The sequence below is a fragment of the Phytohabitans maris genome (assembly GCF_031085175.1).
GTDB lineage: Bacteria > Actinomycetota > Actinomycetes > Mycobacteriales > Micromonosporaceae > Phytohabitans > Phytohabitans maris.
In genome coordinates this window covers 1-20,311 of record NZ_JAVHUY010000079.1, presented here as the reverse complement: position 1 = coordinate 20,311, position 20,311 = coordinate 1, and the positions used below count along the sequence as shown (strand labels likewise).

Genomic DNA, 20,311 nt, shown 5'->3' with positions numbered 1-20,311 from the left:
CACACCACCGCGGGTAAGCTCGCCGACCTTTCGCGTCGGGTGGATGAGGCGGTGCATGCGGGTTCGGTTCGGGCTGTGGAGAAGCAGCATGCGCGGGGGAAGAGGACGGCGCGTGAGCGGGTCGCGATGCTGTTGGATGAGGGTTCGTTTGTGGAGTTGGATGGGTTGGCTCGGCATCGTTCGACGGCGTTCGGGTTGGATAGGACCCGGCCGTATGGCGATGGTGTGGTGACTGGTTATGGCACGGTCGATGGGCGGCCGGTGTGTGTGTTCGCGCAGGATTTCACGGTCTTTGGTGGGTCGTTGGGGGAGGTGTTCGGCGAGAAGATCGTCAAGGTGATGGATTTGGCGATGAAGACCGGGTGTCCGGTGGTCGGTATCAACGACTCCGGTGGTGCGCGGATCCAGGAGGGTGTGGTCAGCCTGGGTCTGTATGGGGAGATCTTTTTCCGTAACGTGCGGGCTTCCGGTGTGATCCCGCAGATTTCGCTGGTGATGGGGCCGTGTGCGGGCGGGGCGGTCTACTCTCCCGCGGTTACCGATTTCACGGTGATGGTCGATCAGACCTCGCACATGTTCATCACGGGCCCGGATGTCATCAAGACGGTCACCGGTGAGGATGTGGGCTTCGAGGAGTTGGGCGGTGCCCGTACCCATAACACTCGTTCCGGCAACGCGCACTACCTCGGCACGGACGAGGAGGACGCGATCGACTACGTCAAGGCGCTGCTGTCGTACCTGCCGTCGAACAATATGGACGACGCGCCGGCGTTCCCCGCCCCGTCCTTTTTGGATGTTGGTGAGGAGGACCTGGTGTTGGACACGCTGATTCCCGACTCGGCCAATCAGCCGTATGACATGCACCGGGTTGTCGAGCATGTGTTGGACGATGGTGAGTTCCTGGAGGTGCATGCGCTGTACGCGCAGAACATTGTGGTCGGCTTTGGTCGGGTCGAGGGGCATCCGGTCGGTGTGGTCGCCAACCAGCCGATGCATTTCGCTGGCTGCCTTGATATCGCCGCGTCGGAGAAGGCGGCCCGTTTCGTGCGCACCTGCGACGCGTTCAACATCCCGGTTTTGACCTTTGTGGACGTTCCTGGTTTCCTGCCCGGTACGGGTCAGGAGTGGGAGGGGATCATCCGGCGCGGCGCCAAGCTCATCTACGCGTACGCGGAGGCCACGGTCCCGAAGGTCACTGTCATCACCCGTAAGGCGTACGGCGGCGCGTACGACGTGATGGGCTCCAAGCACCTCGGCGCCGACCTCAACTTCGCGTGGCCGACCGCGCAGATCGCGGTGATGGGCGCGCAGGGCGCGGTGAACATCCTGCACCGCGGTGCGCTGTCCGATGCGGACGATCCAGCGGCGCTGCGGGCCGAGCTCGTCACCGAGTACGAGGACACGCTCGCCAACCCGTACATCGCGGCCGAACGCGGCTACGTCGACGCGGTGATCCAGCCGTCACAGACCCGCGTGCAGATCGTCCGCGCGCTGCGGACCCTGCGCACCAAACGCGAGACCCTGCCCCCCAAGAAGCACGGCAACATCCCCCTCTAGGAATTCGCCCCGGCCGGTCCGCGCCGCTCGCGCGGGGTCCCCGGGAAAACGTGGAGCGTTTTCTTGGGGTGCTTTCCCGCGGGCACCGCTACGGCCGGCGGCGAGCTGGCGCTCGCCGAGGTCCAGCACGAGCGGCGCTTGCGCCAGGTCCCACCGCGGCCGCACCGGCTGCTACGTATGCCTGCGGGGACCTAACGAGCTGCGCGCACAGACGGGCCAGCAGATCGTGGTACGGATCCGCCCGCCCGAGGGCACCTGCATACCACGATCTCGACGAACGCCCGTGATCTCGGCCCGGCCGGGCCGGGCGACGGGCTGATCCGCATGCGGCGTGTGTGGAAGCTGTGGGCTTGCACGCACAGACGGGGCAGCTCGAGAGCGTCCCGCGGCGGGTGGTGAGGTGTCGGGGACGCGCAGGGCCCCGGGTGGCCGCCGGGCTCCCCGCAGGGGCCGGGGTCAGATCGCGGGCCGCGGAGGGTGAGGCCGCGGGAACGCACCCCAAGAAAACGCTCCGCTGCGCTCCACGTTTCCCCGGGGACCCCGCGCAACGGTCTGGACCACGACGGACGTCGCGGTAGCCCAAAATCTCTTGAGTGACGGCGGCCGAGCGACCGCTGGCCGTCCTCGGAGACGTGGTGCCTACGTCAGGTCGTCCACGAACGGCTTCACCAGCAGGTAGCCGCCGAGGGCGAGCGCGCCCAGATTGACCAGGCCGAAGAAGCCCACCCACACGATGCCGGGCACGTGGGTGACGCCGGCCAGCTGGTCGGCGTCCGAGTCGGGGAGCTGGCCGCGTGACCGGAGGGTCTGCAGCTCGCCGACCGGGCGCACGCCGCCGAGGAGGAGGAACCACACGCTGGCGTAGGCGAACACCGACTGTACGTCGGGCGAGGCGAACCACGACACCGCGAAGACGACGCCGCCGGTGACCACAATGGACACGATGCCGAACGCGTTGCGGATCATCACGAGCATCGCGAGCAGCAGCACCACGGTCACCCACAGCAGGAGCCGGATGCGGTTGCCGGCCAGCAGCCAGGCGCCGCCGAGGCCGATGAGCGACGGGGCGACATAGCCGGCCAGCAGCGTGAACGCCATGCCCGGTCCGGTCGGCCGCCCGGCGGAGAGGGTGAGCCCCGAGGTGTCCGAGTGCAGCCGGATGCCGCGCAGCTTGCGCCCGGTCAGCAGGGCGATCAGCGCGTGCCCGCCCTCGTGCGCGATGGTGATGGCGTTGCGCGCGATCCGCCACACCATCCGGGTCAGCACGACGGCGAGCGCCGCCACGCCGGTGAGGATCACCAGCAGCAGCGGCGGGTCGGGCTGGCCGCCGAAGAGCCAGTCCCAGGCGTCTGTCAATCCGTCAACGGAAGCCACAGCCGGCGAGCCTAGCCCACCGGGCTATGAGTGGGGCGGCACCGGTGGCGCCGCCCCACCGTGCCACTACGTGTTGTTGGCGAGCGCGACCAGACGGTCACGGGCGCCGTTGAAGTGGTTGCGGTCGACGTTGCCGGAGATGCCCGAGACGGCACCGGTGCTCGTGTACTGCCAGAAGGTCCAGAACGGTGCGCCCGGGGGGAGCGCGCCGACGGAGCTGGCCCAGCGGGCGACCCACAGTGGACTCGTGCTCCACGGGCCGCTCCAACTGCCGGTGCAGGTGTTCCAGAAGCTGGTGGTGGTGTAGATGACCGCGTGCCGGCCGGTGCGGGCGCGGTACCGGTCGAGGAAGCTCTGCACCCAGGTGCGCATGCTGGCCGTGCTCAGGCCGTAGCAGTACGCGCCGTAGGGGTTGGCCTCCAGGTCGAGGGCGGCCGGGAGGGTGCGGCTGTCGGCGGACCAGGCGCCGCCGTTGTTGGCCACGAAGTCGGCCTGCACCGCGCCGCTGCTGCGGTCCGGCAGGGCGAAGTGGTACGCCCCGCGGATCACACCGGCGTTGTACGCGGCGACGTAGTTGGTGTCGAACCGGGGGTCGAGGTACGACGTGCCTTCGGTGGCCTTGATGAACGCGAACTGGATGCCGGCGTTGCGCACGCTCGTCCAGTTGATCGCGCCCTGGTGGTTGGAGACGTCGATGCCGGGGGTCGTCGCGGCCATGGCCGGCGTGGCGGAAACACCCACCACGGTCGCGGTCGCGGCCACCATGGCCAACGCGGCGCCAGCGAGCCGGCGAAGGCCCCTTCGCGAGCGTCTGGCCATGCCATCGGTGCTGGTGCTGGTCATAGTGCCTCCCCAGGACTAGGGACCAACAAGGATGGAGATTTGTTGACATCTTTGAAGGAAACTAACCTTGATCGCAATAGATCCTGTGCAAATTTTTCGCGACCGCCCCGTGCCTCGCGGGCGCCCCGCGACCACTCCACGCCCCCGCGACCACCGCAGGCGCTGCGGGGCCACCGCAGGCGCTGCGGCCACCGCGGGCGGCTCACGCGCCGAGCTCAGCCGCCACGCGCTGCCGCAGCTCCGGTAGGCGCGCGTAGAAGACGTCGCCCGGGCACTGAGTCGCGACGTAGTCGCGGTGGCCGACGATCGCCTCGAACGGGTCGAGCGAGTAGACGTCGCAGAGCCAGGCGCAGGTGCGTACCAGGGAGTTGAAGAGCGCGGCCGGCGGTGTGACCGACACGTAGATGCCCTCGTTCTCGATGCCGATCGTGTGGTCGTTGTGGTTGGCGGTCTGCGCGCCGCTCACGTGCTGGCGCTCGGTGATGGCGCGGAGGCTGAGCTGCCGCCCCTCCATGACGTACCCGCCGCGGCTGATGGTGAGCTGCTGCCCCGAGTCGATCCAGCCGTTCTGGTCCATGTGCAGGTCCTGGATCCACTTCGAGTGCCGGAAGGCCGCCGCCAGCGAATAGTCGGTGGTGTTGGCGCCGGCGGTGTGGTGCACCACGACGTGGTCCGGCTGGCGGTCGAGGTAGCGGATCGGGCCGGTCGCCGGGCGGGCGCCCCACTCCGCCCGGGTGTAGACGCGCGGCGGGCTCACCGCGGCCGCGGCCGGGCTGGCGGCGAAGGTGCCGCCGAGCAGGACACCGCCGGCGATACCTGCGGCGCCCGTGAGCAACGTTCGTCGTTCTGGCACGAGAGACCTCCTTCGATGGGATGGCAAAAGTTACCGTAGCCACCCATCGATGTGGAGGAAAGTGCCAGTCTCGCGGCGATCAGGCTTCGCCCAGGTCGCGCGGCGACCACGGCATCCCGTGGACGGTCAGGCTTCGAGAGCGGCGACCACCGCGGCGAGCCGCCTGAACGCGGCGAGGTACGTGTCCGGCTTGCGCTCGTCGAGCGTCCGGACCAGGCGGAGCACGTCACGCGCCTGGACGAGCCCTTCGTCGGCCCGCCCCGCCGCGGACAGGTGCGCGGCCCGCTCCCCGACCGCGGCCGCGAGCTGCTCGCCCCACTCCGGGGAGACCTGTTCCAGCAGCAGCCGGTACACCGCCACGGCCACCGCGCTCGCGCCCGCCGCCGCCTCGTACTCCCCCCGGCGTGCGCGCAGCCGGGCGAGCGTGCGGGCGGACATCGCGTAGAAGGCGGCCGCGTCGAGGGGCAGCTGGTCGCGGGCGTCGAGGTCGGCGTACCGGCGCAGGGCGTCGTCCGCCGCCGCCATCGCCTCGTCCGGCTGGTCGTCAGCCTCCAAAGAGGACGCCAGCAGGCTCATCGCCCGTGCGACGCCCCGCTCCGCGCCGACGTCCGGCGGCAGCGAGAGGTACATGGTGACGGCGCGCCGCTGGCAGGCGACGGCCTCGGCGGTGCGCCCCAGTCCGATGTACGTGCTGCCGGTGCGGGTCAGCGCGTCCGCGTGCAGCGGCTCGTAGGTGGCCGGGTCGAGCCCGGCGAGCTCCTCGTAGAGCCGGCCGGACTCCTGCACCGCGGCCAGGGCTGCCGCCCACCGCTCCATCCCGTTGAGCACCACGGCGTGGTTGTAGAGGAGCGAGGCGAGCACCCGCCGGTGCCGCGGATCGTCCGGCTCGGCCGCGGCCAGCTCCCGACACAGGGCGATGGCCTGCTCGCCCTTGCGCCGGGCCCGGTCCAGGTGGCCGCTCCGGTAGAGCTCCAGCGCTTCCCCCATCAGCTGGGAGATCTCTTCCTCCGGTGCGGAGTAGCCGCGCTGGAACTGTGTCATCCCGTACCCGCCAATCGTCGGTCGGCCGGGTCCATCGTTGCCGACTGGAGACGCGGTCAGCAACCACCGGTTATCGGTTGACGACGTTCGGTTGCCGGCGTGGGCGAACCCTCTCGACCACCACCGGATGATGCTGCCGCGCAACCCACCAGGCGCCGAAGCCGACGACGGCCGCGGAGAGGGTGAGCAGCACGACCACGATGCCCACGCTGTAGAGCAACAACACTCCGGTCAACACCCAGAGCGCCACACTCGGCTTCAGTACATGCTGTCGGTAGCTCACGGCGGTAGCAGTACCCGCGTACGGCGTCGGTCATGCCGATCCACGTGGCTTTCGTGATCAAAGCTCCCTTGAAGTCGTTAGAACGACGTCAGGGGAGCTTTGATCACGGGCGGTCTAGTCGCGGGCCGGGCGGAAACTCCCCGTTACGAGGGCAAAGTTCTTCTGGTTCGCCGCCCACGTGGAATCGAGCGTGGACCAGTAGATCCCATATGCCTGATTCGGCGAGGTGATGAACCCGCGGTTGACGACGTGCAGGCGGTTGCCGTTGCGGCTGGTGTAGGTCCACTCCCAGTCGGCCGCCTTGTCGAAGTAGTCGACCGCCTCGATCTTCACCCGCTGGTAGTCGTTGTAGTTGCCCCGCCGCGCCCGCTCCTGCGCGGTCCAGTCGGCCACCGGATCCGGCTTGGGCTGGTCGGTCTGGTCGATGCCGAGCACGCGCCCCTCGCCGCCCTGCTCGCGGAAGAACACCATCGTGCCCTCCTGGCTCTGCGACCACCCCTCCGGCACCGCAATGGAAAAGCCCGTGGGGTCGGTGTACATCCGCCAACCCGCCGGCAGCGCCGTGCTTCCCCCGGCGGTCGTGGGCGCGGCGCTCGGCGTGGGCGGCGCGGCGGTCGTCGGCTCCGCGGCCGCCGTCGTGGGCGGCGGTGGTGCGGCGCTCGTCGCGGCCGGCGCCGGCACCGTCGTGACCCCGGCATTCGACGGCGGCTCACCCTCACCGCCAGCATTGAGAGCGAAGATCAAAACCAGCACGAGTACGAGGAGGAGGGCGCCCCCCGCGACCAATGCGACCCGGCCCAGCCGCGGAGCCGGCGGCGGCACCAGTGCGGGCACGGCTTCCGCCGGCTCTTCGACCGTCTCGTCGGGCTTGCCGGGCACCACCGGCAGCACCGTGTCGTCGGGCAGGCGAGGTGCGGGCACGGCGACCTTGGTCGGCTCCTCCCCCTGCTCCGTCGTCTTTGTGGCGGCCTCGATCACCGACTCCGGCACCACCTTGGTCGGGGGCTCGGCGGCCGCCACGACGGTCGTCGGCTTGACGTCGGGAAGGGGCTCCCGCCGCTGGGTGGTGGACGGACGGCGTACCCCATCTCGGAGAGAAAGCGTGGCACGGGGCCGGCGGCCGGCCGCGCGGCGCAACAGGCGATCGGCCTCCTCCGCCTTGATTCTGGCCGTGGGATCCTTGCGCAGCAGGCCGTTGAGCACCGGCTTGAGCGCCCCGGCCCGGCGCGGCGTCGGCACCGGCTCGGTGGCGAGCGCGGCCAGTGTGCCGATCGCGGACGGCCGCGCGAAGGGCGACTGCCCCTCCACCGCCGCGTAGAGCGTCGCACCCAGCGACCACAGGTCGGCGTCCGGCCCGGCCGTGCCGTCGCGCGCCCGCTCCGGCGCGATGTAGGCGGGTGAGCCGAGCACGAGGCCGGTGCGCGTGACGTTGGGGTCGCCCGGCACGGTGGCCAGCCCGAAGTCGGTGAGCACCACCCGCCCGTCTTCGGCGAGCAGCACGTTGGCCGGCTTGACATCCCGGTGCACGACGCCCGAACGGTGCGCCGCCCGCAACGCCCCCAACACCCCGATGCCGATCTCCGCCGCCCGGGTCGGCGACACCGGCCCGTCGTTGGCGAGGACATCCTGGAGCGACCGCGACGGCACGTACTCCATCACGATCCACGGGTCGCCGTCGGTGCGCAGCACGTCGAAGATGCGGACGACGTTGGCATTGTTGAGCCGGGCGATCGCCCGCGCCTCCCGCAACGACCGCTCGCGCATCTCCTGGCGCTCTTCGGTCGTCAGCCCGGGTGGCGGCACCAACTCTTTGATCGCGACGTCACGGTGCAGGACCTCGTCGCTCGCCTTCCAAACCCGGCCCATGCCACCCTGACCGAGCGGCTCGAGTAGCCGGTAGCGGTCAGCGACAAGTTGGGTGGGAGTGGGAGACACCCGAAAAACGTACCCGGCCGAGATGCGGGGCACACCGGTGGATGTGAGGGTTTGTGACTGTCTTCTCTCTTGTACGCTGCCTCCTTCTCTCTTGTACGCTGCCTCCATGTCGGAGCCGGAGCCGTTCTTTCGGGTGACCCGCGGCCTTCCAACGGCCGACGAGCTGGCCGCCCTGGTGGGTGCGCTGCTGGTCCGCCGCAGGATGCCCGCCGCCCAGCCGCCACCCAGGACCACCTCAGCGTGGGCCCGCAGCGCCCGCCCAGGCGCCGCCCGCGACGGCTGGCGGTCGTCGCTCGCTCCACGCTGACCCTTTCTTCCCTTCTTGCTCCCCTCGTTTGCCTGCCCTCTTTGTCTCCTGCTCCTGGGCTCCCCTCGTCTCCTGCTTCTGGTTTCTGGGCTTCCCGGGTGGTTGGGCTCCTTTGGCTGGTTGCGCTCCTCGGTCGGTCGGGTGCTCTGTCGTTGGTCGCGCCTTTCGTCGTTGGCCGCTTGCTCCGTTCGTTGTCCGCGCCTTTCGTGGTTGGCCGTGTCCTTCGTCGTTGGCGGCTTGCTTCGTCGCTGGCCGTGTCCTTCGTCGTTGGGCGCTTGCTCCGTCGTTGGGCGCGCCTCTCGTCGTTGGCCGCTTGCTTCGCCGTTGGCCGCGTCCTTCGTCGCTGGCGGCTTGCTCCGTCGTTGGGCGTGCCCTTCGTCGTTGGGCGTGCCCCTTCGTCATTGGGCGTGCCCTTCGTCGTTGGCGGCTTGCTTCGTCGTTGATCGCGGGCCGGTCGTTAGTGGCGCCGATCTTGGAATTCGCGGGTGCGCAGGATTCGAGCGCATCGACTAACCTCGTCGGGTAGGACGTAAAGCCGTTTCGGCAATTTGTCGGGAGGGCCGATGGGCCGACCAGCGGACGATTCCGGACCAGCCTGGCTGGGCGGTTACGCCCAGATCGAGGCCGACATAGCCCGGATGGACGAGTTCGCGGCACAGCTACGCGCCGAGGTGGTCGACAACTACGCGCCCCATCTCACCCACGTCACCGACGACATGGCGGTGGACCTGCCCGAGCCACCCGAGTCGTTCGCCGAGCTGACTGGTTTCCTCCAGGCACACCGCACGTCACAGTTCAACACCGCCGACCTCGTGTACTTCTACCAGGAGGCCACCTGGGGCCTGGCCACCGCCGCCACCGAGGTCAGCACCATGTACGGCGAGGCCGACGCCTTCGCCGCCGCCAAAGCCTCCGACGTGGAGTCCGCTTTGGACCGCACCGCCGCAGCCGCACCGCCCGCTCCGCCGCAACCCACGGCGTTTCCCCCTTCGCCGTCGTCGCCGCCTTCGCCCTTGGGGGGTTGACCATGTCCTGGGAGAGCAGCGGCGTTCCCGGCGGCCAGGCCCGCACGAGCTGGTTTGGACACGATGTGCCCGCGATGTGGCGGCTGCTGGAAAATCAGCAGAGCGACGACCACTGGCGCCTTGTGGCCGGCTGGCGCAAGGCATCAGAGCTCACGGGCACCCACCTACGGCGCCTCGAGCAGTACCGCACCAACCTGGCCGAAGTCTGGCCCCCCGACCGCAACGCAGCCGCCGCCGCGTACGTCGCCCGCCTGGACTTCCTCATCCAAAACGTCCGCACCACCCACGACGTAACCGCCGCCAACTACTCCACCTTGGCGGCGACGGTTGGAGCGCTGGCGTCCGCCCGCCACGACCTGAAGCCGCTGTACGACGAGTACCTGGCAACGTCCCGCACGATGAAGGAGTATGCGGAGCTTGCGGCCTTCAACGCCGCCGCCGAGGCACCCACGGTAATCGGCGCCCCGCCAGTCGGCCCGCAAGACCTGGAACGGTTGAACAACAGGGCACGCGCGATCATGTACACCCTGAGCCACACCCTGGTCGAGGCCGAAGCTGCCATCCGCCAACCCCCGACGTACCCAACTAGAGGCCTAAGCAGTCCCGTCGACCCAGACGTCTACGGCGACGACAATGGCGCCAACGCTAAGGTCACGTCGCCGTATCAAGCCACTCTCAGTGATCCTGTTGAGCGATACAGCGCGAGCGGCGTCGCGAGTACCGTGGACCGACTTGGTTCCGATACCTCAAGTCGAGGATTCCCGACCGTTACACCCACTCCAGTCCGGACCGATTCTGGCCAATGGTCGACAGTCCTACCAATCCCCAATTCGGAGCCTCGACGAGAGTCAGGGAACGTCACCGGTACCGCAATCAGTTCTCGCACCGCGAAGGTAGGCTCACACGTCTTGCCGGCCGGCGGCGTCATTGGCCCAATTCCGGCTGCCGGCAAGTCGCCCCTTCCACGTGCGGCCGCAAGAATCAACCCTTTTGGGGGCGTCATCGACAACCACCACTTGAGCGGTCCAGTCGTTAGCAACAACGACGCTCAGCCAGGCTACGGCGCCTTCGGCGGAGCACCAAGAGAGCAACAACGCAGGGCCATCTCCCGCAGACCACCGGACACGACCTGGGCCGTACCCGAGGGAGTCGACCCGATAATCACACCCTCACAGAGAGTTGGAGACTTTGACCCAGGCCCCACAATCGGACTCGACCGGTGAACGCAGGCGCGCGAGATCTGGCTACTTTACTTAGCCTGGCGCTTGTCGCAGTACCATCGGGATGGCAGGAGGACAGAATCCGAGACGACCAATGGCATCTTCGATACATGGGCGTCGACAAGGCGCACCGAGTCAGCCTCGGTGAGGGTGTCACAGTCGGCGTTATCGACACAGGAGTCGATCCACATCCAGACCTGAGACGTAATCTTCTCTTCGGAACAGATGCCTCCTCGGGATCGGGAGATGGCCGCACAGACATTGACTCCCACGGGACGAGCGTGGCAGGTCTTATTGCCGCACACGGAACTGGTCCGGGAGCAGGCGCACTGGGCATGGCCCCCAAGGCAAAGATCCTTCCCATTCGCTACGGCATTACCGAGCATCAAGTCACGAGCGAAGCCCTTTCCGTCGGTATCCAATGGGCTGTCAAGAACGGGGCCAGCGTTATCAGCATCTCTTCAGTGGGCGACCCTTCCGATAGGCTGCGAAGTGCTATTTCAGAGGCAGCCGCCGATGACGTAGTGATTGTTGCCGCTGCCGGAAACCAGCCGTCAGCTCACAGTGTTGGATTTCCGGCGGCGTACGATGGGGTTTTGGCGGTTGGGGCGACGGACCGGGATGGGAATCATGCCGCTGTTTCCGTCAGCGGCGAACAGGTTGCTATTTCGGCGCCTGGTGTAGATATCTACAGCACCAGCATCAACGGGAAGTACTCCAAGGCCACCGGTACGTCCGCGTCCGCCGCGATTGTGGCTGGGGCTGTTGCGCTTGTGCGGAGTAGGTATCCGGAACTGTCGGCGCCGGAGGTTGTCCATCGGCTCACTGCCACCGCCACCGACAAAGGGGCGCCTGGGCGGGATGAGCAGTATGGGTACGGGGTTCTCAATCTCGTGGCGGCCCTTACCGCCGACGTGCCGCCGCTCGAATCGGATGGTGTTTCGCCCAGCACTGGTGCGGCAGTGGGGCCGTCCGGTGGGGTGGGCGACGGCGGGGGTGGCAGCACTGTCGCGGTTTGGGCAACCGCGCTCGCCGTCCTGGCTGTGGCGGTCGGGGCCGCCGTGGCGCTTCTTGGGCTACGGCGCCGGCGACGGGACGGCACCTGAGGGCCGGAACGCGACCTCGTGGACGACACGGTCAAGGCGAACGGGGGCGGCCAAGCCAGGAACGCGGCGGCAGCCTCGCGATGACCACCGTCCGGTGTATGCGCCTGCGGGCCATCGGCATGATCGTTCGCCCGAAATCCGCGTGACACGCCGCCGATAACGTCGATTTTGGGCGAACGATCATGAGGGCCGATCGCGGCGCAGCGCGGACGGCGACCAAGACCGGGCGGTGGCCAGCGCGCTAGCGCAGGCGGGCTGCCATCGCGGTTGCCAGGTCGCGGGCGTCGGCCTCCGGGCCCTGTGAGTACATGACCGTCGCGACCAAGCCGCCCACGCGCACCACCACCATGTAGTCGGTGCTGGCGCCTCGGCGGACGCGGACCAGCAGGGAGTCGTCGCCGGCGAATTGTTCGGCGACCACCGTCTGCTGGATCTCCACGCCGCCGGGGTACTGGTACGCCGGGCAGGTCGCGATGGCCTCGCGGACGTCGGCCAGGTTCGCGGCGGCGTCCGGATAGCTCTCGACGGTCTCCCAGGCGTACCAGCTGGTGTCCGAGTACATCAGGCCGCGCGCGTCGTGGCGGTTGGCGACCGTTGGGTAGTCCTCGGCACGGTACTCGGGGCAGCCGCCCACGACCGACACCCATGGCCACTCCGGGCCGTCCGGGCCCTGGTCTTCAAGCTCAGACGTGTGCAACCCGCCGACCGGAAAGTCCTCGGGCTCCAGCAGCCGCGACGCCTCGACCGAGCGCGGCGCGACGGTAAAGCGCGGCGTGACAGTCGCAGGACGGGAAGGGGACGAAGACGGTGACGACGACGACGGTGAAGACGAAGACGGCGACGACGGTGAAAGCGCCGGGGGTGTCGGGGAGCCGTCGACGGTACCCAATGCCCATCCGGTCCCGAGGCCAGCCACCGCGAGCACGGCCGAACCGGCGGCGAGTGCCTGGCGGTGGGTGCGTTGGCGGCCTCGCCGGCGGACCTGCGCGGGCGCGGCGAAGGGCGTCGGTGGTTGGCTGCCGCGCAGTCGCTCGAACAGCACCGTGAGCTGCTCAGACATTCGAGTCCTCCGTCGGGTCCAGGGAGAGGAGGTCGGCCAGGGCTCGCCGGCCGCGGGCCAGGCGGGCCTTGACGGTGCCGGTGGGTACGCCGGTCTCGCGGGCCACCTCCGCCACCGGTAGCCCGACCAGGTGGTGGAGCACGATCGCGACGCGTTGGGGTGTGGGTATCCGGGCCAGTGCGGCCACCAGCGCGACCGCGTCGGCGCTCGGGCCGGGGATCGGTGGGGGTGGGCCGTGGCGGCGGTAGGCGAGTACCGCGGTGCGGGCTCGGCGCCAGCGACTGATCGCGATGCGTCTCGCTACGGTGCGTACCCACGCCTCGGGATCGCCGTACTCACGGACAGTGGACCAACGCTGCCACGCCCGCGCGAACGCCTCCTGCACCGCGTCCTGCGCCTCGGCGGCGTTGCCGGTGACCGCGTACAGGCAGTCGAAAAGGCGCTGGCGGCTCTCGGTGTAGAACGCATCAAAGCTGTCGGTTTCCGGCACGAGGCGACTCCCCAGGTTCCTCCGCGACGAGACGGGACACTCCACGGCCCGAGCCGGAGATGACACCAGACCCCGAAGCGTGCCAAGAGTTGAAATCAGAACCTAGTCACGCTCCGCCGTGCCCGGCGGTTGCATCGACAGAGCGGCAAGTACCGTCATCACCGTGCGTACTCGTACTCAGGTCCCGCCGCGGCTCGTCCTCGCCTCCGCAAGCCCCGCCCGGCGCAAGCTGTTGCAGGCCGCCGGCATCGAGCCGGAGGTACTGGTCAGCGGCATCGACGAGTCGGATATCCGGGCCGCCACCGCCGAAGACCTCTGCCTGGAACTGGCCCGCCGCAAGGCGCAGGCCGTCGCCGACCGGGTGCTTGCGGCCATCGTCGCCGGCCACCTGCCGCCGGGCGACACGCTGGTGCTGGGGTGCGACTCGGTGCTGGAGTTTCAGGGCGAGGTCTACGGCAAGCCGGGCGACGCGAGCGAGGCGTTCAAGCGGTGGCAGCGCATGCGTGGCCAGTGGGGTGTGCTGCACACCGGCCACTGCCTGATCAAGGGTGACGTCCGCGCGGACGCGGTCGCCTCCACGGTCGTGCACTTCGCGGACGTCAGCGACGAGGAGATCGCGGCCTACGTGGCCACGGGCGAGCCGCTCAACGTGGCCGGCGCGTTCACGATCGACGGGATCGGCGGGGCGTTCGTCGAGCGGATCGAGGGGACTGCGGGCACGGTCATCGGCCTGTCGCTGCCGCTCCTCCGCGAACTGCTCGCCGACCTCGGCCACTCGATCGTCGAGCTGTGGAGACAGCCCCAGACACTCGAGGGCTGAGCCGTGGAAACCACCCCAGCCACTCGACAGCTGAGGTGCGCCACTCCTGACCGAGGTCGGCGTGCGGAGTCGCAGGGGGAGCACCCCAGGCTCGACCCGCAGCGCCCTAGGCTCGACCCATGACCGTCAAGACGCTGCCCCTGAACGACGAACTGCACGCGTACGTCGTCGCGCACGGCACACCACCCGACGAGATCATGCGGGATCTCATCGAGGAGACCGAGCGTTCCCTGCCCGACAACGCGCAGATGCAGGTGGCGCCGGAGCAGGCCGCGTTCCTGTCGCTGCTGACCAGGCTGGTCGGCGCGCGGCACGTGGTGGAGGTGGGGACGTTCACCGGGCTGTCGTCGCTGGCGATGGCGCGCGGCCTGGTCGAGGGTGGCCGGCTGGTCTGCTTCGACATCTCGGACGAGTTCACGTCGGTGGCCCGCCGTTACTGGGTGCGGGCCGGCGTGAGCGACCGCATCGAGCTGCGCATCGGGCCGGCAGCCGAGCGGCTGCGCGAGCTGCCTGCCGAGCCGCACCTCGACCTGTGCTTCATCGACGCGGACAAGACGGGCTACCCCACCTACTGGGAGGAGCTCGTGCCCCGCATGCGTCCCGGTGGGCTGCTCGTGGTCGACAACGTGCTGCGCGACGGGCGGGTGCTGGCACCGCAGGACGACAGCGACACGGCGATCGTGCGGTTCAACGACATCGCCGCCCGGGACGACCGGGTCGACGTGGTCATGCTCCCGATCGCCGACGGCCTCACCCTCGCCCGCCGCCGCTGAGCGGCCACTCAGCAAGACACCAGCACCCGGCCGCTGAGCGACAGCTCAGCAAGACAAGAGCACGCCGCCGCTGAGCGACCGCTCAAACACCCCGCCGCTGAGCGACAGCTCAGCAAGACAAGAGCCGCTGAGCGACAGCTCAGCGAAACAGCCACCGAACGACGAAACAGCACGACCAGAGAACGGGACCGCTGAGCGGCGGCTCAGCGCGACGAGAGCGCGGCGCCGCCAGCGGGACCGGCGAACAAGAGGGCACGACGCAGCCGCACCGCGAGTATCGCGGCCACCGCGATGAAGAGCGGCATCAGCAGGAACGCGCGGTGCGGCCCCACCCCGTCGGCCACCCAGCCCAGTACGACCGGGGCGACGCCGAAGCCGATCGCGGTGGCGTACATCGAGTACGCCGACGCGCGGTCGCGCTGCCCGTCGGCCACCGTGAGCGCCATCGACACGCCGAGCGGGTAGTGCATCGCGTTGCCGACGCCGAGCACCATGAGCCCGGCCGCCGCCGCCCACGCCACCGGTGACAGCCAGAAGATCGCGAATCCCACCACGCTGATGCCGAGCGCGCCGAGCAGCAGCGGTACCGCCGGCACGCGCCGGGCGAGGCCGGAGCCCACGAGCCGCCCGAGGAACATGCCGCCCACGATCGCGGCCACGGTCGCCGAGGCGGCCCCTGGTGACATGCCGGCGTGGCTGCGCAGCACGTCCGCCGCCCAGAGTGACAGGCACACCTCCACCGAACCGGTCGCGCTCAGCATCGCCCAGGCCAGCCAGTAGGAGCGCGGCAGCGGGCCCCGGACCGGGCCAGCTGAGACTGACGCGGCGACGCGCGGAAGCCGTACCCGATAACCGAGACCGAGAAGGGTGACCAGCGCGATCAGGGCGACCACGACGGCGATCCCGGGCCGCCAGCCGAAGCCGGCGCTGACCGACAGGCCGATCACGATCGGCGCCGCCACGCCCGCGCCGGCGGCGACCGCGTTGGCCTCGCTGATCGCGGCGGTGGCGGAGGGGCCGTGGTGGTCGGCGAGCGCCGCGTTGACACCGCTGACCACCATCGTGCCGAACGCGGAGACGCAGACCGCGGCGAAGAGCGTCGCCGGCAGCGGCCGAAACCCGCAGAACACGCAGACGGAGAGTGCCACCCCGGCCAGCGCCAGCCACAGCACGCCGCCGCGGCCCAGCCGGCGGGAGAGCGACGGAAAGGCGGAGGCCCCGATGAGGGCGCCGGCCGCGAGCCCGGTGCTGTGCAGGCTGGCGACCGCGGCGGTGGTGCCCTGCTCGTCGCGGAGGAGGGGGACGACCGGGCCGAAGCCATACAGGAAGAAGCCCCAGAGACCCAGCTGCGCATATGTCAGCAGCGTGATGCGGTCATGAACGAGTGGGGGCACGGTCCTTACGCTAGGTGGCGCGGACCGTGCCCCGGGGAGTGGTGAGACGCAGCTCTCAGCGGACGCTGCGGGCGAACGACCGGGCCGACCAGAAGAGCGTCAGCACGGTGAGCGTGCCCAGGATGAGCAACGCCTGCCAAACGCTGCTGTCACCCGGGTCGCCGGCGAAGAGCGCGCGGCTCGCGTCGACCGCCCAGGAGAACGGGTTGAAGTCGGCGACCGTCGCCACCCAGCCGGTCAGCGGCAGCAGGATGCCGGAGAGGAGCAGGAGCGGCTGGGCCACCCCGTTCATCAGCGGGGCCAGCGCGTCTTCGCTGCGCAGCTTGAGGGCGAGCGCGTTGGAGGCGGCGGAGAGCATCACGCCGATGAGGCCGAGCATGAGGTACGCCAGGAGCACGTCGCCGACCCGCACGGTGAGCCCGAACGGGATGGCCAGCACCGTGATGAGCGCGGCCTGCACGATCAGCGTGGCCACGTCGCGCAGCGAGCGGCCGAGCATCAGCGCTAGGCGGCTCACCGGGGTGACCCGGCTGCGCTCGATGACGCCGGCGCGCAGCTCGGCGATCAGCCCGAACCCGACGAACATCGAGCCGAACATCGCGAGCATCACCAGCAGGCCGGGCACGAAGAACCGGTAGGCGTCGGCGGTGGTCGGCGCGTTCAGCGCGTCCTTGAGCAGCGGCCCGAACAGGAGCAGGAAGTAGAGCGGCTGGAGGATGCCGATCACGACCCAGACCGGGTTGCGGAGGACGAGCAGCATCTGCCGCTGGAAGATCAGCCAGGTGTCACGAAGCAGTTTCATCGGTCAGCTCTCCCGGAGGGAACGTCCGGTCTTCTCCAGGAAGACGTCGTCAAGGCTGGGGCGGTGGAGCTCGATCGTGCCGAGGTGGATGCCGGCACCGTCGATCTTGCGGAGGATCTGCGGGATCGCGGTGGCGCCCTGGTCGACGTAGAGCCGGAGGCCACCCTCGACGGTCTCCAGCTTGTTCACATACGCCTCGGAGTCGAGCAGCTGGGCCGCCTCCGGGGTCGAACCGTTGAGCCCGACCGTGACCACGTCACCGGCCACCTCGCGCTTGAGCTCGTCGGGCGTGCCCTCGGCGACGATCTCGCCGTAGTCCATGATGGCCAGCCGGTCGCAGAGCGCGTCGGCCTCTTCGAGGTAGTGCGTGGTCACGAAGACCGTCACGCCCTCGCTGCGCAGGCGGCGGATCTCGTCCCACATGTGGGCTCGGCTCTGCGGGTCGAGCCCGGTGGTCGGCTCGTCGAGGAAGACCACCTTGGGGTCGTGGATCACGCCGAGCGCGATGTCGACCCGGCGCCGCTGGCCACCCGAGTAGGTCTTGCACTTGCGGTCGGCGAACTCGGTCAGCTGGAACGCCTCCAGCGCCCGGACCGCCCGCCGCTGCGCGTCAGCCTTGCCGATCCCATACATCCGGGCGTGCAGCACCAGCTCTTCGCGGGCGCTCACCTCATCCCACGTGCTGCCGCCCTGCGCGACGTAACCGATCCGGCGGCGCACCTCGCCCGGGTCGCGACGGAGGTCGGCGCCGGCGATCGTGGCCTCGCCGCCATCCGGCTCGATGAGCGTGGCGAGCATGCGCAGGGTGGTCGTCTTTCCCGCGCCATTTGGCCCGAGGAAGCCGAAGATCTCGCCCTCGCCGACATAGAGGTCGACGCCACGCACGGCCTCGACGGTCTTGGTCTCCCGCCCTTGCCGGGAGCGGAACGATTTCCGCAAGCCCTTTGTCTCGATCATGAACGTCGCTCCCCGTTGGACATGTTTGACTGCCGCCACACGCTAACGCGATATGACGTGTCTAGTCAAGATTGATTATTACTCGACCTGCTGCCGCCACCGTTCCCACTCCGTCACGCCGGGCGTCATCCTCTCCGGCAGATACGACACTCCGGACTCGACCAGCCCCGCCACGCGGTCGCACCACGCGATCTCGCCCTCGTTGCGGGCCACCATCAGCTCCCACATCCAGGTCACGTTCGCCGGCTTCTCCCGCAGCCACCCCTTCTCCGCCGCCAGTGCCATGCTCTCGTTGGCCGCGCGCAACTGGCCGGCGCGATTGCGCAGCGCCGCCGCCACCTCCTCGCGGGGAAGCGCCGGCAGGAACGACAGCGCCGCGAAGAACGGGTCGGAGACCGGCTTGATCTCCCACCAGTAGCCGCGCAGCAGGTTGTCGAGCTCGTCCAGGCCTTTGGGTGTGATCTCGTACGTCGTGCGAGCTGGGCGGCCCCCCACCTGCTCGGTGGTGACCTCGCGCAGCAACTCTTCCTCGGTCAGCTTGCGCAGAGCATGGTAGATGGAGCCGGGCTGCACGTTCGCCCATTTATCCGCGCTCCAGCTGAGCAGCTCGCGCCGTACGTCATAGCCATGGACGGGCTGCATCCAGTTGACCAGACCGAGGATCATCATGCGGGTTGTCGACACAGGACAAGCGTAATAGCCAAGTTTGACTAACCTACTAGTAACTTCCTGGCTCCTCGGGGTCGTACACTCCCGTTCATGCGCAGGGTTTTGATCGCTAATCGGGGCGAGATCGCTGTACGGGTTATCCGTGCCTGTCGTGATGCGGGTCTGGGTAGCGTCGCGGTGTATGCGGATTCTGACCGGGACGCTTTGCATGTCACGCTCGCCGACGAGGCGTACGCGTTGGGTGGTGACAGCGCGGCGGAGACGTATCTGCGGATCGACAAGCTTCTGGATGTGGCGGCCAGGTCGGAGGCGGACGCGGTGCATCCCGGCTATGGTTTCCTGGCTGAGAACGCTGATTTCGCTGAGGCTGTGCTGGCGGCTGGGTTGACCTGGATCGGCCCGGGTCCGCGGGCGATCCGGGATTTGGGTGACAAGGTCACCGCGCGGCATATCGCGCAGCGGGTCGGCGCGCCGCTGGTGCCCGGCACCGCTGACCCGGTTTCCGGGCCGGATGAGGTGGTGGCGTTCGCGCAGCGGTACGGGCTGCCGGTGGCGATCAAGGCGGCGTTCGGCGGTGGCGGGCGGGGCCTGAAGGTCGCCCGTGACCTGGACGAGATCCCGGCGTTGTTCGAGTCGGCCACGCGTGAGGCGGTCGCCGCGTTCGGGCGGGGTGAGTGTTTCGTGGAGCGCTACCTGGACCAGCCCCGCCACGTCGAGGCCCAGGTCCTGGCCGACCAGCACGGCAACGTGATCGTGGTGGGCACCCGGGACTGCTCGCTACAGCGCCGCCACCAAAAACTCGTCGAGGAGGCACCCGCGCCGTTCCTCACCGAGGAGCAGCGTAGGCAGATCCACGAGTCGGCCAAGGCGATCTGCCGCGAGGCCGGCTACCACGGCGCCGGCACCGTCGAGTACCTGGTCGGTCGGGACGGCACCATCTCGTTCCTGGAGGTCAACACCCGGCTGCAGGTCGAGCACCCGGTCACCGAACAGACCGCCGGCATCGACCTGGTCCGTGAGCAGTTCCGGATCGCCGACGGCCAAAAGCTGCGACTGCTGGCCGACCCGGCCCCGCGCGGCCACTGCATCGAGTTCCGGATCAACGGCGAAGACCCCGGCCGTAACTTCCTGCCCGCCCCCGGCACCGTGACCAGGCTGCGCCTGCCCGAAGGCCCCGGCGTGCGGGTCGACACCGGCATCAGCGGCGGCAGCGTGATCGGCGGCAACTTCGACTCCCTGCTGGCCAAGGTCATCATCACCGGCGAAACCCGCACCGAAGCCCTGCAACGCGCCCGCCGCGCCCTCGACGAGATGGTCGTGGAAGGCATGGCCACCGCGCTGCCCTTCCACCGCCTGATCGTCCGCGACCCCGCCTTCACCGCCGAACCGTTCACCGTCCACACCCGCTGGATCGAAACCGAGTGGGACAACACCGTGCCACCCTTCGCCGGCGGCACCACCGCCGGCACCGCCGAAGAACGAGAGACCGTCGTGGTCGAGGTCAACGGCAAACGGCTCGAGGTCAGCCTCCCCGCCACCTTCTCCACGGGTACGGCCAATGCGGCCACCCCCACCAGGGGCGGCGCTGCGCGCCGGGCCCGGGCCGGGACCGCTACCACGGCTGCCGGCGGCGACGCCCTCACCTCACCCATGCAAGGCACCATCGTCAAGATCGCGGTAACCGACGGAGACACCGTAGCCGAAGGCGACACCATCGTCGTCCTGGAAGCCATGAAGATGGAACAACCCCTCAACGCCCACAAAGCAGGAACTGTGACCGGACTCACCGCACAGGTCGGCGA

At 69.1% G+C, this 20,311-nt stretch carries 20 protein-coding genes; 8 read left to right on the top strand and 12 right to left on the bottom strand.

Features of this window, described 5'->3' with window-relative positions; translation table 11 throughout:
• A partial coding sequence (locus tag RB614_RS43375; RefSeq protein WP_308718567.1) for an acyl-CoA carboxylase subunit beta occupies positions 1-1,557 on the top strand: 1,557 nt, incomplete at its 5' end.
• 639 nt (positions 1,558-2,196) lie between these two features.
• On the opposite strand, the gene RB614_RS43370 is transcribed toward RB614_RS43375, so the two are convergent.
• The 6 genes from RB614_RS43370 to RB614_RS43345 form a co-directional block, all read right to left on the bottom strand.
• The gene (locus RB614_RS43370) at positions 2,197-2,931 is read right to left on the bottom strand and encodes a M50 family metallopeptidase (RefSeq protein ID WP_308718566.1); all 735 of its coding nucleotides are present in this window, start codon (positions 2,929-2,931) and stop codon (positions 2,197-2,199) included.
• A gap of 66 nt (positions 2,932-2,997) precedes the next feature.
• Positions 2,998-3,774, bottom strand: a complete 777-nt coding sequence (locus RB614_RS43365) for a lysozyme (RefSeq protein ID WP_308718565.1) — start codon at positions 3,772-3,774, stop codon at positions 2,998-3,000.
• Positions 3,775-3,976: 202 nt separating this feature from the next.
• Positions 3,977-4,627 (bottom strand): peptidoglycan recognition protein family protein, encoded by a 651-nt coding sequence (locus tag RB614_RS43360; RefSeq protein ID WP_308718564.1) that lies wholly within the window; start codon positions 4,625-4,627, stop codon positions 3,977-3,979.
• Positions 4,628-4,753: 126 nt separating this feature from the next.
• Positions 4,754-5,668 carry a tetratricopeptide repeat protein gene (locus tag RB614_RS43355; protein ID WP_308718563.1) on the bottom strand — a complete coding sequence of 305 codons (915 nt, stop codon included), beginning with the start codon at positions 5,666-5,668 and terminating at the stop codon, positions 4,754-4,756.
• Between the two features lie 70 nt (positions 5,669-5,738).
• Entirely contained in the window at positions 5,739-5,951 is a 213-nt protein-coding gene (locus RB614_RS43350) for a hypothetical protein (protein WP_308718562.1), read from the bottom strand.
• A gap of 114 nt (positions 5,952-6,065) precedes the next feature.
• Positions 6,066-7,886 (bottom strand): serine/threonine-protein kinase, encoded by a 1,821-nt coding sequence (locus RB614_RS43345; protein ID WP_308718561.1) that lies wholly within the window; start codon positions 7,884-7,886, stop codon positions 6,066-6,068.
• A gap of 106 nt (positions 7,887-7,992) precedes the next feature.
• Between RB614_RS43345 and RB614_RS43340 the strand changes: the two genes are divergently transcribed.
• From RB614_RS43340 to mycP, 4 genes are all read left to right on the top strand, one after another.
• Positions 7,993-8,193, top strand: coding sequence for an acyl-CoA carboxylase subunit epsilon (locus RB614_RS43340; protein ID WP_308718560.1), 201 nt, complete (start codon positions 7,993-7,995; stop codon positions 8,191-8,193).
• A gap of 563 nt (positions 8,194-8,756) precedes the next feature.
• Positions 8,757-9,218: a hypothetical protein gene (locus RB614_RS43335; RefSeq protein WP_308718559.1), complete on the top strand. Its 462-nt coding sequence runs from the start codon at positions 8,757-8,759 to the stop codon at positions 9,216-9,218.
• Positions 9,219-9,292: 74 nt separating this feature from the next.
• Positions 9,293-10,441, top strand: a complete 1,149-nt coding sequence (locus tag RB614_RS43330) for a hypothetical protein (RefSeq protein ID WP_308718558.1) — start codon at positions 9,293-9,295, stop codon at positions 10,439-10,441.
• A 107-nt stretch (positions 10,442-10,548) separates the two neighbouring features.
• Complete coding sequence (gene mycP / locus RB614_RS43325; RefSeq protein WP_308718557.1) at positions 10,549-11,544, top strand: type VII secretion-associated serine protease mycosin; 996 nt, start codon at positions 10,549-10,551, stop codon at positions 11,542-11,544.
• Between the two features lie 241 nt (positions 11,545-11,785).
• Here mycP and RB614_RS43320 read toward each other — a convergent pair whose 3' ends face one another.
• Both RB614_RS43320 and RB614_RS43315 read right to left on the bottom strand, forming a co-directional pair.
• Positions 11,786-12,604, bottom strand: coding sequence for a hypothetical protein (locus RB614_RS43320; protein WP_308718556.1), 819 nt, complete (start codon positions 12,602-12,604; stop codon positions 11,786-11,788).
• Positions 12,597-13,094 carry a SigE family RNA polymerase sigma factor gene (locus RB614_RS43315; RefSeq protein WP_308718555.1) on the bottom strand — a complete coding sequence of 166 codons (498 nt, stop codon included), beginning with the start codon at positions 13,092-13,094 and terminating at the stop codon, positions 12,597-12,599. The genes RB614_RS43320 and RB614_RS43315 overlap by 8 nt, the downstream gene beginning before the upstream one ends.
• Positions 13,095-13,257: 163 nt before the next feature.
• Between RB614_RS43315 and RB614_RS43310 the strand changes: the two genes are divergently transcribed.
• Both RB614_RS43310 and RB614_RS43305 read left to right on the top strand, forming a co-directional pair.
• Complete coding sequence (locus RB614_RS43310) at positions 13,258-13,914, top strand: Maf family protein (protein WP_308718554.1); 657 nt, start codon at positions 13,258-13,260, stop codon at positions 13,912-13,914.
• 119 nt (positions 13,915-14,033) lie between these two features.
• Entirely contained in the window at positions 14,034-14,687 is a 654-nt protein-coding gene (locus RB614_RS43305) for an O-methyltransferase (RefSeq protein ID WP_308718553.1), read from the top strand.
• A gap of 203 nt (positions 14,688-14,890) precedes the next feature.
• Here RB614_RS43305 and RB614_RS43300 read toward each other — a convergent pair whose 3' ends face one another.
• From RB614_RS43300 to RB614_RS43285, 4 genes are all read right to left on the bottom strand, one after another.
• Positions 14,891-16,081 carry an MFS transporter gene (locus RB614_RS43300; protein ID WP_308718552.1) on the bottom strand — a complete coding sequence of 397 codons (1,191 nt, stop codon included), beginning with the start codon at positions 16,079-16,081 and terminating at the stop codon, positions 14,891-14,893.
• A gap of 55 nt (positions 16,082-16,136) precedes the next feature.
• Positions 16,137-16,883 carry an ABC transporter permease gene (locus RB614_RS43295; protein ID WP_308718551.1) on the bottom strand — a complete coding sequence of 249 codons (747 nt, stop codon included), beginning with the start codon at positions 16,881-16,883 and terminating at the stop codon, positions 16,137-16,139.
• Between the two features lie 3 nt (positions 16,884-16,886).
• Positions 16,887-17,840: an ATP-binding cassette domain-containing protein gene (locus RB614_RS43290; RefSeq protein WP_308718550.1), complete on the bottom strand. Its 954-nt coding sequence runs from the start codon at positions 17,838-17,840 to the stop codon at positions 16,887-16,889.
• 78 nt (positions 17,841-17,918) lie between these two features.
• Positions 17,919-18,524 (bottom strand): PadR family transcriptional regulator, encoded by a 606-nt coding sequence (locus tag RB614_RS43285; RefSeq protein ID WP_428983224.1) that lies wholly within the window; start codon positions 18,522-18,524, stop codon positions 17,919-17,921.
• 75 nt (positions 18,525-18,599) lie between these two features.
• Here RB614_RS43285 and RB614_RS43280 point away from each other — a divergent pair.
• A partial coding sequence (locus RB614_RS43280) for an acetyl/propionyl/methylcrotonyl-CoA carboxylase subunit alpha (RefSeq protein ID WP_308718549.1) occupies positions 18,600-20,311 on the top strand: 1,712 nt, incomplete at its 3' end.

What these genes read in the sequence shown, in the direction of transcription:
- RB614_RS43330 (WP_308718558.1), top strand. Translation starts at nt 9,293, where the DNA reads ATGTGGCGGCTGCTGGAAAATCAGCAGAGCGACGACCACTGGCGCCTT.
- RB614_RS43320 (WP_308718556.1), bottom strand. Translation starts at nt 12,604, where the DNA reads ATGTCTGAGCAGCTCACGGTGCTGTTCGAGCGACTGCGCGGCAGCCAA.
- mycP (WP_308718557.1), top strand. Translation starts at nt 10,549, where the DNA reads ATGGGCGTCGACAAGGCGCACCGAGTCAGCCTCGGTGAGGGTGTCACA.
- RB614_RS43290 (WP_308718550.1), bottom strand. Translation starts at nt 17,840, where the DNA reads ATGATCGAGACAAAGGGCTTGCGGAAATCGTTCCGCTCCCGGCAAGGG.
- RB614_RS43365 (WP_308718565.1), bottom strand. Translation starts at nt 3,774, where the DNA reads ATGACCAGCACCAGCACCGATGGCATGGCCAGACGCTCGCGAAGGGGC.
- RB614_RS43355 (WP_308718563.1), bottom strand. Translation starts at nt 5,668, where the DNA reads ATGACACAGTTCCAGCGCGGCTACTCCGCACCGGAGGAAGAGATCTCC.
- RB614_RS43340 (WP_308718560.1), top strand. Translation starts at nt 7,993, where the DNA reads ATGTCGGAGCCGGAGCCGTTCTTTCGGGTGACCCGCGGCCTTCCAACG.
- RB614_RS43335 (WP_308718559.1), top strand. Translation starts at nt 8,757, where the DNA reads ATGGGCCGACCAGCGGACGATTCCGGACCAGCCTGGCTGGGCGGTTAC.
- RB614_RS43295 (WP_308718551.1), bottom strand. Translation starts at nt 16,883, where the DNA reads ATGAAACTGCTTCGTGACACCTGGCTGATCTTCCAGCGGCAGATGCTG.
- RB614_RS43305 (WP_308718553.1), top strand. Translation starts at nt 14,034, where the DNA reads ATGACCGTCAAGACGCTGCCCCTGAACGACGAACTGCACGCGTACGTC.